General features: G+C 40.6%; 15 protein-coding genes. 7 read left to right on the forward strand and 8 right to left on the reverse strand.

Annotated features, from left to right (window positions below; genetic code table 11):
• Window positions 1-61 precede the first annotated feature (61 nt).
• Window positions 62-985 (forward strand): DMT family transporter, encoded by a 924-nt coding sequence (locus tag C9J47_RS00335; RefSeq protein ID WP_107251731.1) that lies wholly within the window; start codon window positions 62-64, stop codon window positions 983-985.
• Window positions 986-1,346: 361 nt separating this feature from the next.
• Entirely contained in the window at window positions 1,347-3,023 is a 1,677-nt protein-coding gene (locus C9J47_RS00340) for a di-heme oxidoredictase family protein (RefSeq protein ID WP_107251732.1), read from the forward strand.
• 81 nt (window positions 3,024-3,104) lie between these two features.
• Here C9J47_RS00340 and C9J47_RS00345 read toward each other — a convergent pair whose 3' ends face one another.
• The 6 genes from C9J47_RS00345 to C9J47_RS00370 form a co-directional block, all read right to left on the reverse strand.
• Window positions 3,105-3,293: a FeoB-associated Cys-rich membrane protein gene (locus C9J47_RS00345; protein ID WP_107251733.1), complete on the reverse strand. Its 189-nt coding sequence runs from the start codon at window positions 3,291-3,293 to the stop codon at window positions 3,105-3,107.
• A gap of 10 nt (window positions 3,294-3,303) precedes the next feature.
• Window positions 3,304-5,307, reverse strand: coding sequence for a ferrous iron transporter B (gene feoB / locus C9J47_RS00350; protein WP_107251734.1), 2,004 nt, complete (start codon window positions 5,305-5,307; stop codon window positions 3,304-3,306).
• 145 nt (window positions 5,308-5,452) lie between these two features.
• On the reverse strand, window positions 5,453-5,737 hold the full coding sequence (locus C9J47_RS00355; protein ID WP_011221893.1) for a FeoA family protein: 285 nt from the start codon (window positions 5,735-5,737) through the stop codon (window positions 5,453-5,455).
• Window positions 5,738-6,228: 491 nt separating this feature from the next.
• Entirely contained in the window at window positions 6,229-7,491 is a 1,263-nt protein-coding gene (locus C9J47_RS00360) for an ABC transporter substrate-binding protein (RefSeq protein WP_107251735.1), read from the reverse strand.
• A 93-nt stretch (window positions 7,492-7,584) separates the two neighbouring features.
• Window positions 7,585-9,030, reverse strand: coding sequence for an ATP-binding protein (locus C9J47_RS00365; protein WP_107252677.1), 1,446 nt, complete (start codon window positions 9,028-9,030; stop codon window positions 7,585-7,587).
• A 145-nt stretch (window positions 9,031-9,175) separates the two neighbouring features.
• A complete protein-coding gene (locus tag C9J47_RS00370; RefSeq protein ID WP_011221896.1) occupies window positions 9,176-9,901 on the reverse strand; it encodes a response regulator in 726 nt (241 codons plus the stop codon).
• A 624-nt stretch (window positions 9,902-10,525) separates the two neighbouring features.
• On the opposite strand from C9J47_RS00370, the gene hpf reads away from it, so the two are divergent.
• Entirely contained in the window at window positions 10,526-10,882 is a 357-nt protein-coding gene (gene hpf, locus C9J47_RS00375; RefSeq protein ID WP_107251736.1) for a ribosome hibernation-promoting factor, HPF/YfiA family, read from the forward strand.
• A 146-nt stretch (window positions 10,883-11,028) separates the two neighbouring features.
• On the opposite strand, the gene C9J47_RS00380 is transcribed toward hpf, so the two are convergent.
• Complete coding sequence (locus tag C9J47_RS00380) at window positions 11,029-11,478, reverse strand: Lrp/AsnC family transcriptional regulator (RefSeq protein ID WP_107251737.1); 450 nt, start codon at window positions 11,476-11,478, stop codon at window positions 11,029-11,031.
• Window positions 11,479-11,656: 178 nt separating this feature from the next.
• Here C9J47_RS00380 and C9J47_RS00385 point away from each other — a divergent pair, with 178 nt between their 5' ends.
• From C9J47_RS00385 to C9J47_RS00400, 4 genes are all read left to right on the forward strand, one after another.
• A complete protein-coding gene (locus tag C9J47_RS00385; RefSeq protein WP_107251738.1) occupies window positions 11,657-12,574 on the forward strand; it encodes a DMT family transporter in 918 nt (305 codons plus the stop codon).
• Between the two features lie 168 nt (window positions 12,575-12,742).
• Window positions 12,743-14,377, forward strand: a complete 1,635-nt coding sequence (locus C9J47_RS00390) for a sensor histidine kinase (protein WP_170107435.1) — start codon at window positions 12,743-12,745, stop codon at window positions 14,375-14,377.
• A 10-nt stretch (window positions 14,378-14,387) separates the two neighbouring features.
• Window positions 14,388-15,110 carry a LytR/AlgR family response regulator transcription factor gene (locus C9J47_RS00395; RefSeq protein ID WP_107251740.1) on the forward strand — a complete coding sequence of 241 codons (723 nt, stop codon included), beginning with the start codon at window positions 14,388-14,390 and terminating at the stop codon, window positions 15,108-15,110.
• 159 nt (window positions 15,111-15,269) lie between these two features.
• Entirely contained in the window at window positions 15,270-16,484 is a 1,215-nt protein-coding gene (locus C9J47_RS00400; RefSeq protein WP_107251741.1) for an L-lactate MFS transporter, read from the forward strand.
• 89 nt (window positions 16,485-16,573) lie between these two features.
• On the opposite strand, the gene aguA is transcribed toward C9J47_RS00400, so the two are convergent.
• Complete coding sequence (aguA, locus tag C9J47_RS00405; RefSeq protein ID WP_107251742.1) at window positions 16,574-17,665, reverse strand: agmatine deiminase; 1,092 nt, start codon at window positions 17,663-17,665, stop codon at window positions 16,574-16,576.
• Window positions 17,666-17,680 lie beyond the last annotated feature (15 nt).

Below are 17,680 nucleotides of genomic sequence, written 5' to 3' on the forward strand. Positions count from 1 at the left end.
TTATTCGCTTTTTTGATGAGTGCAACCGTTCTATACTTTTTAGTCTCTAAGGAGTGGTAAAATGATAACTGACTCACGCCCTGTAATCTTCATGCTGATATCAACGTTTAGCTTATCTCTCAATAGCTTACTGGCTAAGTTTTTGAGTGAAAGTTTAAGTATTGAAATGCTCAGTTTTCTACGTTTTTTATTTCCAGCCGTACTGTTGTTATGGTTGATGGCACTAACAAAGTGGGCGGTTCCCGATAGAAAAATGTGGAAAGCATTAGGTGTGCGCGCCTTTTGTATTGCAGCGAGCCAGTTGTGCTTTTTGTTTGCTATTAATCGCCTCAGCTTAGTTGAAACGGTTGTCTTATTTAGCACCGGTCCTCTTTTTATCCCCTTGTTAGAAAAACTATTATTTAAAATACAAATTAAAAACACTACCTTAATCAATTTAGCAATCACATTTACAGGTGTACTTTTGATGGCAGGTGGTACATCAGGAATAGAATTAAAACCTGAACTTCTCGTAGGTTTAGGGGCAGGGGTATTTAATGCAGGCTCTCAAGTAAGTTTATACCGAGTGAGTAAAGGCTCACTATCACCTATCGCCCTGAATGCTTGGGGATTCTTACTTGCTGCAGTCATCATACTTCCTGTCGCTATCTTTCAGACAGATGCCTTAGTGCTTCAACAAACAGTAAACAACATGACTGATATACAGACATTATTATTCCCCATGTTGATCTTACTGGCTGTATGCATTGTCAATACCCAAGTATTCCGAGTAAAAGCTTATCAACTATCAAGCTCTAGTTCACAACTCGCCCCTTTAATTTTCACTAATTTAATATTTTCATTTGTTTGGCAAATCATTTTTTTCAATCAGTCATTAGAATGGAATAAAGTAACAGGTATAAGCTTGATTATTATTGCCACTTTACTTAATACTTCCCTCCCTTTAATTGTAAGGAAAATAAGAGTTCAGCTCATAGAAAACTAGTCGAAGATAAAATATACACTCACAATAAAAAAGGTTATGTTGTAAATATAATTTGCACTTATAATCATACAGTTGAACAATCATTAGACATTCTCAATAATTAACACCTTTCTTAAAACAAACAGACTTATCGTTATTATGACTTAATTGTTAATTATACTTAAACCGTTCTCACTATTACCGACTTCATTCTTAATGTTAATATACCGTCAACAATCATTTGAATTAGCATTGTTATAATCACTACGCTGATTATCCTTATTAATAGCCGTAACAATTCAAATAAAAGGTAGCGATATAATAAAGCTATCAAAAAGAACATATCCGGTTAGTTATTTAATGACGTTAAATAGGGGCAGTTATGATATACGTTAAAAATAAAAAACAACTTCCGACAAGAACTTTGACTTCTTTACTTGTGTTATTTGCTATTTCGCAAGCCAACGCATCTGGTTTGGCAAGTGATTTAAATCAGAGCAGCCAAACGAATGAGCCTCAATTAGAGCACATAGAACAATCTGAACTTAACATACTCGTCAATAATGATCCTGCCGCAGCGTTTATTACCGCCTTTGAAGTCGGTGACGAATTATTTGAAGCTCCTGCTAATGAATTAGATGGCGCAGGGGCTAACGTTGGGGAAGGTCAACGGTTTGCGAAGTTTCCTCGAATGGATCTTAACGGTTACGGTGAATGGGCAACCCACACTCCAGCCCGAGTAACAGGTCCAAACTCTCAGGCTTGTATTGAGTGTCATTTCCAAGCGGTTAGTGATGGTTCGGGGCCTATTTCAGGCAATAATGTCCGCGACCCAATGCGCAGCGGACAGATAGGAGATTTCATTACTCGCCAGCCTCCGCATATTTTTGGTATTGGTGCAAAACAAAAACTAGCAGAAGAGATGACCGCAGAACTACTTGCGATAAAAGCCGCGGCTATCGCGCAAGCAACCAGTTATAACACAATGGTCACTAAAGATTTAATTGCAAAAAATATCTCTTTCGGGAAGATAAAAGCGAACCCAGACGGTAGTGTAAACACTTCGATGGTAGAAGGTGTCGATGAAGACTTGATCGTGAAACCCTTACAATGGAAAGGGGTTGAACTTAGTATTCGAAGCTTTGTTAGAGGAGCAGAAAATAACGAGATAGGGTTACAAGCAACAGAGCTTGTAGGTAATTATGATGGTGACTATGATGGTATAATCAATGAAATTTCTGTTGGCGACATTACCGCACTTGCTATTTACCAGGCAGGTCAACCACGTCCTGTCACTAAAACAGAGTTGGCCGATCTTGGTTTAATGGAATTAAGCTACCAAGAAAGAGCAGATATTCTAAAGGGTAAAGATCTCTTTAACCAAGTGCAGTGCGCTTCTTGTCACGTACCGACCCTTTACCTTGATGACTCAATATTTAGTGAGCCAAGCCAAAGTGCCACACACCGAGATGCCCTATTCCCTAACGGGGATTCACCTGCTAGCCACGGCTTAACGCCAGCGAATGCTATCACCTTCGATTTAGCCGCTGACATGCCTGATAATATTATTACCCTGCCAAATGGCAATGTTGTACACCTTGGTAACTTTAAGAAAGACAATTATGGGCGTACCAGTGTTGATATATATTCAGACCTAAAACGTCATGATCTTGGGTATGAAATTGCAGAATCAGTCGATGAAGAAGGTACAGGTGCATCTGTATTTATAACCCAACCACTATGGGGGGCAGGATCAACCGCACCTTACATGCATGATGGTCGCTCACCAACGATCACAGATGCCGTTATGAATCACGGTGGAGACGCTGCAACCTCGCGTTCACTATTCAAGCAACTTTCTCCAACTTACAAACAAGCACTCGTTGCCTATGTTGAAAATCATATTTTATTGTTAGCTGAGGAAGAAGAGGCAGCAGCTGAAGCTCCTATCTATTCTGAACCTGTCGCACCTACAGAACCTGAAGCACCTACTTATTCTGAACCTGTAGCACCTACTGCACCTGAAGAACCAGTCTACTTCCAAAGAACAAGACGATAACACTTCGAGTATTTGATACTAATAAGCCGAAAAGAGCGTATAAACTTTTTTCGGCTTATTTATTATTTAATAATAAAATTTTTATATCACTTGCTTGAGTTCTATTTTTTGGCCTATAAAAGGGGCTTTTTTCACTGCTTTAGCAGAGCGACATTGGCCACTCTCAGCGCATCCGATACAGGTTGAACCTTTACGCTTTTCACTGATTATTTTTAAAATGGCGAGCACAATAATTACAGTTATTACAAGAGATACAATTATATTTGTCATAACGAGTTCCCTATGCTGTATGCATATTTAACTTTTTTTGAGCCAAGCCTTCACCTTTATATATAAAGTAAAGCAAAGCCCCTACAAGTATCAAAGTAACCGCTAGGCCGTATATAAACCCTTGGCCTAATACTCCTGTTGTGATTAAAGTACCAGCCTGATAAGTGATAAATGCAACCACATACCCCATCCCAAATTGGAATGCGATACCTGCCCATAGCCATTTTTTATCTTCCATTTCTGCGTTCATTGCACCTAAAGCCGCAAAACATGGTGGCGTAAATAGATTGAACATCAAGTACGATAATGCGGCCACTGAAGATAAACCCATAATACTTGCAACATCTGAACCGCCAGAAATCAATGCGAGCTCTTCTGTATCAATAAAGTTAGTAATGCCATAAACAACCGCTAATGTACCAACCACATTCTCTTTTGCAATGAACCCTGTGATTGCAGCTGCCGCCAATTGCCATACACCAAATCCGAGTGGTATTAACACTAATGCAAATGGCGATGCAATGCTTGCCAAGATACTTGTTCCGGCGGCACCTTCAGCAACCACCTCAAACTGCCAGTTAAATGTTTGCATTACTTGTACAACGGCGTTACATAGCAGAATAATGGTACCCGCTTTAATAATAAATGCCTTCGCTCTTGAGAGAGTAGAAATAACGGCTCGTTTTACACTTGGGAATCGATATTCAGGTAATTCCATGATGAAGAATGAGCGCGCATTTTTTTCGCCCGTAATACGCACAACAACCAATGCACCAAAGGTGATGATAGCAATGCCTAGAAAGTACATAGATGTTCCAACCCATGCTGCATCATTGAAAAAGACACCTGCAAATAATGCAATGACTGGAAGTTTCGCACCGCAAGGCATGAATGGGGTTAACATCGCAGTCGTTCTTCTTTGTCTTTCGTTTTGTATTGTTCTTGTTGCCATGATGCCTGGAATTGCACATCCAGTACCAATAACCATTGGAATAATGGATTTACCAGATAAACCAAGATGTTTAAAAAAGCGATCCATAATGACGGCAACACGTGCCATATAGCCACAATCTTCAAGTAATGCGAGCAAGAAAAATAGCACCATGATCAATGGCAAGAACCCGACTACAGCGCCAACACCACCGATTATACCGTCTAACAGTAACGCGCCTAATACAGGTGAAACGTCGCTACCTAATAATCCTTCGACTAAGCCGTAAAATGCATCGATCCAACCCACCAGCAGATCCGCTAAAACAGGCCCTAAATGCGTTTGTGAAATAGAAAACACGCCCCACATGATCAGTGCAAAAACAGGAAGTCCTAGCCATTTATTAGCGACAACCCTATCGACAGTATCTTGTACTGTTTGTCTATTATTTTGGACTTCTCTTTGTTCTACTTTTTCTACGATGTTTTTTACAAATTCAAAGCGTTTAATATCTGAAGCTTCGACTAATTTAGCATTGCTTAAATCAACACCATCACTAACGAAAGGCGCAGTTTGGTGTTTGCCTGTAAGCTCAATGACTGTGGATACAGCATTATCTAACCCATTTTTAGCGCTTTTTGTAGAGATCGTTTCAACGACAGGGCAGCCAAGCATTTCACTTAGTGCTTGAATATCAATGACTGTTTTTTTGCTCTTAATTAAATCACTTTTATTAAGTGCCACCACAACCGGAATATTAAGTTCTAAAAGTTGAGTCGTGAAGAATAAACTGCGACTTAAATTTGTGGCATCGACAATATTAAGGATCACATCTGGCTTTTCATTCTTCACAAAATCTCGCGTAATCGCTTCTTCTGAAGAAAAAGGTGACATTGAATAAGCGCCAGGTAAATCAACAACAGTAATTTCAGCATTCGTTTCATTAAACGCTTTTTTTACTAGCCCTTCTTTTTTATCTACGGTAACTCCCGCCCAGTTGCCAACATGGGCAGTCTTCCCCGTTAATGCATTGAATAAAGTGGTTTTTCCACTATTGGGGTTACCTGCTAATGCTATTTTCAAAACAAATCTCCTTATAATGTATAGTAATAATAATAACAATGATGATGATAATCATTACTATAGGTAGGCATGACAATCCTTCGCTGGATTGATTGTCACCTTAATATTGCCAAGCGTTAATCGCTTGTATTGTTATATATGAACGTTAGACAAGCACAGCTTGCGCTAAGTCACTTCCGATACTGTATCTCGCATCTTTAATGCTAATGACGTAACTCTCTGACAATATCGAAATCAATGTTATGGTTTCACCTTTAAAACAACCCAGTGTAAATAGGAAATTTTCAATGTCGGCATCGCCTGCAACCACACCTTTAATAAGGTATTCTTGATTCACTTTTGCTTGAGATAAGTTTTGAGCTGTTTGGTGTGTAGTTTCTAAGTCTTCTGATGATAATGTCATTGCATCATTAAATATTGTACTGTTCATAGTTACTTATCCAGATATAGCACTTTTAGCCTTCGTGTATCTCTCTGTTCTGACTAACGTCATAAAAACACTGACCAAATGATAACTATTATTATTTTTATTCATCTTACTATGATCGCCTTTAAATCTATTGATATAGATCAATACCTCCTTAGTGGTAAATTATATTTTTACGAAGGTGATGCTAGAAGATGTTCAGCAAATGCATGCCGAGTCGCTAACCAAAGCGTGTATGGCGCAGGTTTTGTGGGGGTATCAAAGTGATGCGCCGTTAGGGGTGTCGCAGATTTTGAACTCAATAAGATTTACGTAGGGAGAGATCTACCTTTATGAATCGCCTCTCAATGTTGAGGTTGTTTACCCGTAATCATTGAGCTCATCACTGGGTAGATCTGCCTTATCTGATTATTTGCAGCAATGCCATTATTCAGCGCTGTTAATGTGCGCTTTCGTTATGTATCTCGTAATCTATAGAACTACCATAAATCACATTACATTGCCGCTTTAACAGCCCGTGAAAGCTTATGTGCAGCTTCTTTAGGGTCTGCATCTTTTTGATTGAAGAAAGTACTAACCACATCGAAAATGGCGCTTTGTACATAACTGGTCGTCGATAACCCTTGCGACATGCTTGGCACTAAATCACCACTTTGTGCCGTTGCTTTAAAGGCAGCCATCGAGTCAAGTGCACACTGATCAAACTTTGCCATGTTCATGTCGGTTCGAACTGGTATCGACCCTTTATTTAAATTAAATATTTGCTGAAAATCTTTGGTCATGATTGTTTTCGCGAGATCTTTCTGTGCTTGCTTATCTTCTTCTGCACCGCTGAGTTTGAAAAAAGCAAAGCTATCGATATTAAAGGTGAATTGATTTGTTGTACCTGGGGCAGGTGCACAAATATAATCTTTCCCCTGCACTTTTCCGGCTTCTGCAAATTCGCCTTTGGCCCAGTCACCCATGATTTGCATGGCCGCTTCGCCTTTAATAACCATTTCGGTTGCTGAGTTCCAACGACGACCACCCGATTTGGGATCGATATAGTTTTTCATTCTTTGAAACTGAGTAAACACATCCACCATTTTTTCGCCAGACAATACATCCATATCTAGCTCAACAAAGGCTTTATTGTAATCTTCAGAGCCCAGAACGGCTAAAGCAACGGTTTCAAATAATGTGGCGTCTTGCCAAGCTTGTCTTCCATGAGCCAGTGGAATAATGCCAGCCGCTTTGATTTTATCTGCGACGTCAAAAAACTCATCAAGTGTGGTGGGAACCGTCACCCCCACTTTCTTAAATACCTCGGGATTCGCCCATAACCAATTTACACGGTGAACATTAAAAGGTACGGCCACATAGGTGCCATCGTATTTCATGATATTCGCAACAACAGCAGGAATAATCTGATCCCATTGTTCAACTTGCGCTACATCATTAAGGCTAGTAAGAAAGCCTAACCGCCCCCACTCTTGAATGTCATGTCCTTTAATTTGCGCAGCAGAAGGCGGGTTGCCTGATACTGCACGCGTTTTCAGTACCGTCATGGCACTTTCACCACCACCACCCGCGACGGCAAAATCTTTCCAACTGTTACCTTGCTTTTCTATCTTTTGCTTGAGTACATCAACAGATTTCGCTTCACCGCCAGATGTCCACCAGTGAAGTACTTCCACCTCACCGGCATGGCTATTGGCTGTCATACCTGAAAGCGTGAGAGCAAATGTAATACTCAGCAATGTTCGGGATAATTTCATGTCTTGCTCTATATGCTATAACCACAATAAGACACTCTTACGTGATAATTTGGGTATATGTGTACTTAAAACACTTCTCTTTAAATAGAGACCCTAAACAGTTTTAACCAAACGCGGAATAAAGACTTTGACCTCTAAACCACCTTGCTCTGAATTATGGATAGTGAGATCCCCGCCGTGGGCATGCAAGATATTCCGAGCAATGCCCATGCCTAAGCCGTGCCCTTCGTCATCTTTTGCTACACGAAAATAAGGTTCAAACACATCTTCTAATAATGCTTCTGGAATACCATCGCCTTGGTCTTTAATGATTAGCACGACGTCTTCAGGTTCATCTGAAATGATTAACTCAACGTGCTTTCCGTATTTCACGCCATTATCAATAAGATTACTTAGACACCGCTTCAATGCGAGGGGCTTACCCATTAGAGGCGACACCTTGGTATCTGGAATCACTACATGTATTTGTTCCGTGTTATGACGTTCAGCAATACTGTGCAGCATTTCAGAAAGATCCACTTTAACGAGGTTCTCGTGTAAATCGGTATCTCGCACAGTTTGCAGCGCCCCTTTTACCATCATCTCTAATTCATCAAGATCGCGGTTAAACTTCTCAATTTTGGTGTCATCATCCATCAATTCCACCCGTAAACGCAGCCGCGTTATCGGTGTTTTTAAATCATGTGAAATCGATGAGAACAGGTGTTCACGGTCGTCTATATAACGCCGTAACCTCTGTTGCATCCGGTTGAATGCTTGAGTTGCCGTTACAAGTTCACTCGCCCCTTCTTCTTTTAGAGGTGGCTGATAAATATCTAAACTCAATGCATTGGCAGCATTCGCCAACCGCTTTAATGGCTTGGTTTGACGGCGGATCATTAGGTAAGTGAAAAAAAGCAATAATGCCGTAATGAAAACCAAGAAGATAACTTGCTGCTTAGTAATAATTTCATCTTCGAGTGTAACGTAAGGGGCTGGCAATAACGCTGCAATATATAACCACTCATTTTCAGCAAGCTCAATTTGCACCACTAAGATCGGCGGATTCAGTGGCTCTAAGCTCAATGTGTAGTGCGCCCAAGACGGTGGTAGATCACTCAGTAAAATATCATTTTTTAAGACATGTAATGTTTCAGGTCGTGAAAATTCCACTTTAATTTCATCAAGTCGCGGTAATTTTTCGCTCAATACATTTTCAAAGACTGTAACAGCCGTATTTTTCATCACAGAGTTAGGGATGGGTTCAATACGAATTTCTTCGGTATTAAAAGAGACGAAAAAACGTGTACCCCCCATATTCCGTAATTGGTCTAAAACAATGTGACGATATTCTAATGGCAAGGATTGAAAGAAATTAACCGTAGAGGCAAACATGTTAGCCATACTGGCCGAGGTAGATTCTAAGCCTTCAAGATCACGTTGTTTTGATTGACCATACCAAATCATGGTCGCAATCATTTGAGCAAGAAAGACAGCCAGAAGTGTAAACCACAACGTGCGAGCCAATAAAGACTTCGGCCAAAGAGATTTCAATGTCATTTGAATAGTCGCCTTTTGCAATAAACCACTCATACCTGAAATACCAAAAGTATCAAAACACGTCTGGATTGTTTATCAAAAAAAAGAAGATGGGAGCCAACCTAAGCATGATTGTTTTTCGGCTGGCATTATAGAAAAGTGAAGTCTAGCTTTCGTATTTCACTTCAGGGATGAAGATATAACCATTACCACGGCTTGTTTTGATAATACGCTGCGTTTTGCCTTTATCGCCTAAACGTTGACGTAAGCGGCTTAATTGCACATCAATACCACGCTCTGATGGTAAGGCTTCTCGACCACGCGTGGCACAAGAAATCGTATCGCGATCTAAAATTTCGTTAGGGCGCGACAGAAACAACATTAACAACGAAAAATCACTGCCAGTTAACTCGTAATCTTTGCCCTTTTCTAAGTCATATAAACGATGAGAAGCCGTCTCTAAACGCCAATGAGAGAACAAAATAGACTTGGGTGTTTCAGGCATTTTCTGCGTGACGGTTGGTTTAACACGACGCAATAATGCTTTAATACGTGCCATTAACTGCCTAGGACTAAAAGGTTTCGCAATATAATCATCTGCACCGAGCTCTAACCCAATGATCTGATCCATTTCATCCGACACAGCTGTCAGCATAATAATTGGCACATCTGACGTTTTACGAATGTATTGACACAAAGTGAACCCATCGTCACCCGGCATCATCACATCCATTAAAATTAAGTCAGGGTATCCACCCGCTAAACGGCGCTTCATTTCTTCACCTTCAGCAGCGGTGGTGACAGTAAAACCAGACTTGGTCAAATACTCGTCTAAGAGCTCGCGAATCTCCTGATCGTCATCAACGACGAGCACTTTTTTGTTCGCAATCATTATGGAATTCCTTCTAACCTAGCGACATTACACGGTTCATTAACACAGAGTTGATAGTGTTAATCAATGTTAAAGGGAAATCACTGCAAACTAATAGAAACTTTGACTTAGACAGTGTTTTTTTAAAGCAAATAATCGCTCAAACGAATTTTCGCGGCTTTTACAACCAAAATGACAATCACTGTACCAGCCAAATAAACAACCATGTGCATAGTGTGTCGTTAACGATCAAAGTCGAATAAGAATGCAATCATTAGCAGCAATAGCGACAAGAGTTAAATGATTCAAATCTTATAATAAAGACGCGAGCAAAAAGAATGCTCTTCGTTTTCATAAAAAACGAACCAATTATCAATATCACCTGTCTAACCAAGGTAATTCAGACAAAAGAGAGCATTATCGAATCTTTTGCCAATCAGTAAGTTAAATGTAAAGTGAACAGTCTGAATAAATTAATTATTCATACAATCAATATGTTAGATATGAAAGTGTAACCTTGATTGCCATGGTCAAATTAGCAGCAATCTCGATCAACTAGTCATTTTTGACAGCTTGTGTTCGTAAATAATATTCATTTTGCTATAACTTAATTACAGGCTAACAAGTAAAGAGAGAAATGACTTTATGAAAATAAACATTCAAAATCACCATGTATCACTCGGTGAAGAGACAAGAACAGACATTGAAACTAAATTCAGCAAGATCGTCTCTCATTTCCCAGATCTAGTAAGCTCTGACATTATAATTACGAAAGAACATAACCAACACCGCGTAGAAGTTTTTACTAATTATGAAGGTACACGAGTTTCAGCAAAAGCAACAGAAAGCATAATGTACCCAGCAATTGCTGCGGCATTAAAAAAGCTAGAAACAGGCTTACATAACCGAAAAGGTCAATTAAAAGCAGACCTACACGCAAAGCCAACTAGCACAAAACCTGAAATTGCTTCAGATATCATCCAAGAGATGAAACTAGTTTAATCACTCACAGATTGATTAATAAATGGTTGTAAGTTCGATCTCACACGAGATTGGACTTACATAAAGTAGAAAGATATACAGCTAACTCCCCCCCTTCCCTACACTCGCATCACTTCACCTCAAAAAATAATACTTTCACCTCACCTTTATAATGGTAATGGTGTTCCCGATTTAACCGATCTAATCGCTAAATTAGTATTAATGTCTTTTACCATACTCAACGTCTGTAGCTTGCGCATAAACGATTCGTAATGGGTCAAATCTTTACTCACCACTTCCAACAAATAGTCGTATGACCCCGAAATAACATGGCAGCTAATCACTTCTGACATGCAATTCACCGCATTTTCAAATTCACTAATGGCTTGGTCACGGTGGTTACTCAGACTCACATTGACAAAAAATGTCATCATCAAACCCAGTTTTTTCCGATCCAGTTTGACTTGGTAACCCGAAATAATACCGTCTGATTCCAACTTTTTAATTCGACGTGCACAAGGCGATGTCGATAGCCCAACACTCTCGGCAATATCAGCCGTTGTTTTACGAACATCACTCTGAAGTTCCGCTAATATTTGTTTATCTTTCTTATCCACCAGCTTATCCCTTTTCTAGTTTTGATAAAAATAGCTAACTTATCATTCCATATTAGAAAATATCACCAATATTGAGTAACAACCAACACTACTTTGCCAACATTACCCTGCCGTTGTTACCGATAATAAAGTACTGCACAAGCTGTGCTAGCAATTATCGATAACAGAATGGTGAGACATGGAAATCCTAAAAAGAAAAGAGTTCGGCTTTGGCCTAATGGCAATGGGAGTAACATTACTGATTTGGGCGAGTTTTTTTATCTCACTGCGCGCATCGAGCCAATCAGCACTCACTATTGGGGATATTGCATTATTACGCTTCTTACCTGCCGCACTCGTTTTTGGCTGGCTTGCCTTCCCCAAAGCAGCAAAGATTAAACACACCCCAAAACGCTATCTGTTTGCTATCGCTTTTGGTGCCGGCTTACCTTTTTTATTACTAGCCGCTAATGGATTACGTTATGCCCCCGTAGCTGATGGTGCATCTTTGATCCCTGGTATCTTGCCCTTGTTTGTAACGTCTATTGCGGCTATTTGCTATCGGGAACGTATTTCTTCAATGAGAAAAGCCGGCATTATGCTGATATTTCTTGGTATTTGCCTGTTTCTAGCAACCTCTCTATTAAGTGGAAGCGGTCAAATCGCCACGGGGCATGCATTGCTTTTAATGGCGAGCTTCAGTTGGGCGTGGTTTACTATTGCAATGCGAGTATCGGGCTTAACCCCTATTGAAGGCGGGGCGGTATTATCACTCTCGGCATGTATCTGCTTACCTGTTTTGTACTTATTGGATTTCGTTGATTTTAACTTACTGAATGCGCCTGGCAGTGAGATTGCTTTTCATTTTATTATCCAAGGTATTGCTGCCGGGCTTATTGCGAACTTCACTTTTGGCTATGCTATTTCACGTTTAGGCGCTGAAATGAGTGCCGCACTAGGATCTTTTACCCCTGTGTTAGCCGCTTTAATTGCCGTGCCTATGTTTGCTGAGTCACTGAATATGAATACCATTTTGGCAATGATGCTGATTGTTCTAGGGGCTATTTCAGCCAGTGAGATAATTACAACCAAGAAGGTCGCAATAAAAGTGGGTTAATTAACATTAACTCTTACCTAAAAAATCACGGACACACCATTTCAGCAAACTATATTTTCAAGCCCCACAACTTGTGGGGTTAAAGACACGCCCCATGTACAATCAAAACTAAACATCTCTTCTATCCAACCCACACTAAGGCTTTTCTCTGTGTACACCGAACAATTTATGATGCTGCTGGCGGTATTTGAACGCGCAGCACTGATGCTAATGGCATTATTTTTCTTAACGCGTACCAATCTATTCCAGCATATTGTTATCAAAACCCAACGGCATCCGATTGAAACTGCGCTTATCTCTGCACTCTTCATTCTATTTGCTGTTTTTAGTACCTACACGGGCGTCAATGTTGATGGTTCACTCATTAATGTTCGTATTATTGCAGTCTTATCTGGTGGGATCATTTTTGGGCCTTGGGTAGGAATTCCCGCAGGCATTATTTCAGGCTTACACCGCTATCTTATCGACATGAACGGACCAACATCGGTAGCTTGTTTAATTTCCAGTACGATTGCAGGGCTATTGGCAACATGGATTCATTTTAAATGCCACAAAAAATCGTACGCAAAGTGGGGCATTCTTGCTGGTATGTTCTGCGAAATCTTAACCATGATTTTAATTGTGAGCTTATCTGAGAATAAGCAGCTGGCTTACACCATTGTGGAACATATTAGCGTCCCCATGATCGCAGGGGCGGTGTGCATTGGGCTCATTATTAAATTGGTTCAAGATTTAGATGAAGAAAAAGATTTAATCGCTGCCAAACAAGCAAAACTTGCTCTCGATATCGCGAATAAAACTCTGCCCTATTTTCGAAATAATCATCGAGATTCACTGACGAAAGTATGTGGCATTATTCGCGAAGAAACCCATGCAGATGCCGTCGCCATTACTGATGTAAAAGACGTATTAGCTTACGTCGGCATAGGGCAAGAAAACTACTTGGATGCGTACCATAAGATCAGTGTGATGACCCAACAAGCCGTCAGTACTGGTGAGCAAATCATTAGTAATAATCTTAATGTGCACGGCTTTCATTCACTGTTAATTATTCCACTATGGGAAAACGGTGCCGTTAGCGGAACGTTAAAAATATTCTACCACCAGCCACACCGCATTCGACCGTCATTACGTGAAATGACGATCGGCTTATCGCAATTGATTTCCACTCAGATGGAAGTCTCACGTCTTGAACAGTTGAAAGCCATGACCAGCAAAGCTGAACTTTCTGCACTACAAAGTAAAATTAATCCGCATTTTTTATTCAATGCATTGAATGCCATTTCAACGTTAGTGCGTATTCACCCTGATAAAGCACGTCAATTGATTGCTAATTTAGCGGATTTTCTGCGATATAATCTCGAACGTAATAATGACTTGATCGATATCCAAGAAGAGTTACAACAAGTAAGAGATTATGTCGCCATTGAGCAAGCTCGCTTTGGTGACAAGCTAGAAGTAACGTTCGATGTTGATGATGTGCATCCAACGATTCCCTGTTTATTGATTCAGCCGTTGGTAGAAAATGCAATTCAGCATGGTATTCAGCCTTCTCGTCAGCCCGGTAAAGTGAATATTTCGGTAAAGCGGGATGCTGAACGATTCAAAATAACTATTCAAAACACAGGAATAGGGATTAGCCAAAATGCCATTGATAAGCTCTATAACGGCACAATGGAAAGCCACCATATTGGTTTAATGAATGTACATCAGCGGATTTCATTATTGTATGGCGAAGGTTTATACATCAAACGTCTTGAGCAAGGCACAGAAGTCGTATTTTACGTCAACGAATTGAAATGAAGGTCACACCATGTTGAAAGCCCTAATCGTAGAAGATGAATATTTAGCAAGGGAAGAGCTGACGTATTTAATTGAGCGCCATAGTAACATTCAGATTATCGCTACCTTTGAGGATGGTTTAGAAGCCTTTAAGTATCTCCAAACCCATAAGGTCGATATTGCTTTTTTAGACATTAATGTGCCGTCGATCGATGGCATGTTACTAGCACGTAACATTCATCAATTTTCTGAAAAACCGCATATTGTATTTACGACAGCCTATAAAGAATTTGCGGTCGATGCTTTTGAACTTGAAGCCTTTGATTACATACTAAAGCCACTGAACGAAAAACGTATCATCGGGTTATTAGCCAAACTAGAAGCAACCCATCAATGCCAAGTCGCCCCACCCGAAAAAGTCAGGGCTAAAACGATTAACTTGGTTAAAGACAACCGCATTTTTGTTACCGCCGTTGACGATATTTATTATGCTGTGGCTAATGAGAAAGTAACCAATGTATTTACCAAAGAAGGTGCTTTTATTGTCCCTTTCACTATGAGTGAATTAATCAATCGCTTACCTGAAAAAAGTTTTTTCCGCACCCATCGTTCTTACTGTGTGAACATAGAAAAAATTCAAGAAATCATTCCTTGGATAAACTGTACCTACCAACTTAAAGTACACGGTATCGGCAGTGAAATACCAGTGAGTCGTAGCAATATAAAAGCATTTCGTGAATTAATGAAATTGTAATTCATGCCGCTATATTGCACTTCATTCCGCACTTATTGCATTTCATTTTTTATTCATTTCTCCCTATTGTCATCTCCAACGTAGACCGTATTTTAGTAGCTTAACAAGGTGACAAACACTGTCGCCTTCATGCTTTTAAATTCGTTGGAGATTAACGTTATGGCGACTCAAATATCAAACCGAGATCGACTCTTTACGTTGTTTGGCACTATCATCACCCAATTTGCTTTAGGGTCGGTGTATACGTGGAGTCTATTTAACTCTCAGCTGGCAGACAAGCTATCAGAGCCCGTTAGCCGTGTAGCTTTTTCTTTTGGTATTTTAAGCTTAGCGTTAGCCGTTGCATCATCGTTGTCTGGCAAACTGCAAGAACGCTTTGGTGTACGTAAAGTCACTATTTGCTCTGGACTATTATTAGGTGCAAGCTTATTGCTGACAGCCCATGCATCTAACCTGATTTTACTGTATGTCTTCGCGGGCTTGTTAGTGGGCTTTGCCGACGGTACCGGTTACCTGATGACCTTATCTAACTGCGTGAAGCTCTTTCCCGAGCGTAAAGGTTTGATCTCTGCGTGTGCAATTGGCGCGTATGGTTTAGGTAGCCTTGGGTTTAAATACATCAACATGTACTTCCTAACAAACACTGGATTGGAAAACACGTTCAGCACTTGGGGAGTTATAGCCATGGTCATGGTTATCCTTGGCGGTCTAATGATGAAAGATGCCCCTAAACAAGAACAACAAAATACAGCAGAAACGCCAGTTCGTGATTACACCCTGGCAGAGGCAGTAAAATGCTCACAGTTTTGGATGCTAGCATTGGTCTTTCTAACTGTGTGCATGAGTGGTCTGTACGTTATTGGTGTCGCAAAAGATATTGGTGAAAGCTATGTGCACCTTCCTATGGCAATTGCAGCAACCTCAGTCGCTATCATTGCCGTAGCAAACCTAAGTGGTCGTTTAGTGCTTGGGGTGCTTTCAGATAGCATTAGCCGTATTAAAGTCATCGCTATTGCACTCTTCATTTGCTTAATCGGTGTGTGTGCGCTACTTTTTGCGCACCAAAGTACAGTTAGTTTCTATTTTGCTGTCGCATGTATTGCATTTAGTTTTGGCGGCACAATTACTGTATTCCCATCATTGATCAGTGATTTCTTCGGCTTAAACAACCTAACAAAAAACTACGGCTTAATTTACCTTGGCTTTGGTATCGGCAGTATTATTGGTTCTATTGTCGCATCGCTCTTCGGTGGGTTCGCCGCAACCTTCTACCTTATGTTAGGGCTATTGGTGGTCTCGCTCATCATTGCGCTCACTATCAAGCTTCCTGGTTCGCAGCAAGATAACCTTCCTGCCCAGCCAATCATGGCTTAGCCATTCACAGTAAGAAAACAAAAAGAGAGAGCCAATTGCTCTCTCTTTTTTTTCCACCCTATCTTCTCAATGACGAATAGACTACTTCATTAAACCTTAGGAATTTGTTGGGTAATACAGTGAATATTGCCGCCACCCAATAATATTTCACGCGCATTCACCCCCGTTACTTCATAGTTTGGATATAAATCAGCTAACAACAGCGCGACGTCTTTATCGTGTTTCTCATCCAGCAACGGATAAATAACATGATTATTTGAAATCAGGTAGTTGGCGTAAGATCCTGCTAAACGCTCGCCCGGTACTCGCTCCATCCCTTCTGATACATCGACACCATTCGCTTCATCTTCTGAAATATACAGTGGGCCCGGCATCGGCAGTTTATGGATTTTAATCTGGCGACCTTTGGCATCAGTCTCGGTTAATAATACGTCCATCGCTTTTCGTGAAATAAGATACTGAGGATCTGTTTCATCATCACACCATGTCAGTGCAATTTCACCTGGGCGTACAACGTGAATCAAGTTATCAACGTGTCCGTTAGTCTCATCGTTATACAAACCTTGAGGGATCCATATTACCTTTTCAATAGAGAGATTTTCTTTCAGTACATCTTCAATCTCTTCACGAGTTAGATCAGGATTACGGCTTGGGTGAAGCAAGCATTCTTCAGTGGTGTATAACGTTCCTTCACCATCCACATGAATAGAGCCACCTTCTAGTACGATAGGGGCACGATAGCTATCATCGCCTAACGTTTCACACACTTTTCGTGCGACAGCGTCGTCTTTATCCCATGGGAAATAGAGCCCATCAACCAATCCGCCCCACGCATTAAAGTGCCAATCAACACCGCGTCGTTCACCATGATCATTCACCACATACGAAGGGCCGATATCACGCATCCAAGAATCATCGGTACTCATTTCTAGTACCTGAATATAACTCGGTAATACTACGCGGGCATTTTCAAACTGCTCGGCACTCACCACCATAGTAACCGGTGTTGTTTTCGCTATGGCTTTGGCGACTTCTACAAATGTTGCTTGTGCTGGTTTTGCGCCATAACGCCAATTATCGGTACGCTCTGGCCATGCCATCCATATAGCAGATTGAGGTTCGTGCTCTGCTGGCATTCTAAATCCATCTTGCTTTGGGTTTGTGCTTAATTGTTTAGTCATGATATTCACCTTTAT

Origin of the sequence: Photobacterium indicum (assembly GCF_003026215.1) — a bacterium.
GTDB lineage: Bacteria > Pseudomonadota > Gammaproteobacteria > Enterobacterales > Vibrionaceae > Photobacterium > Photobacterium indicum.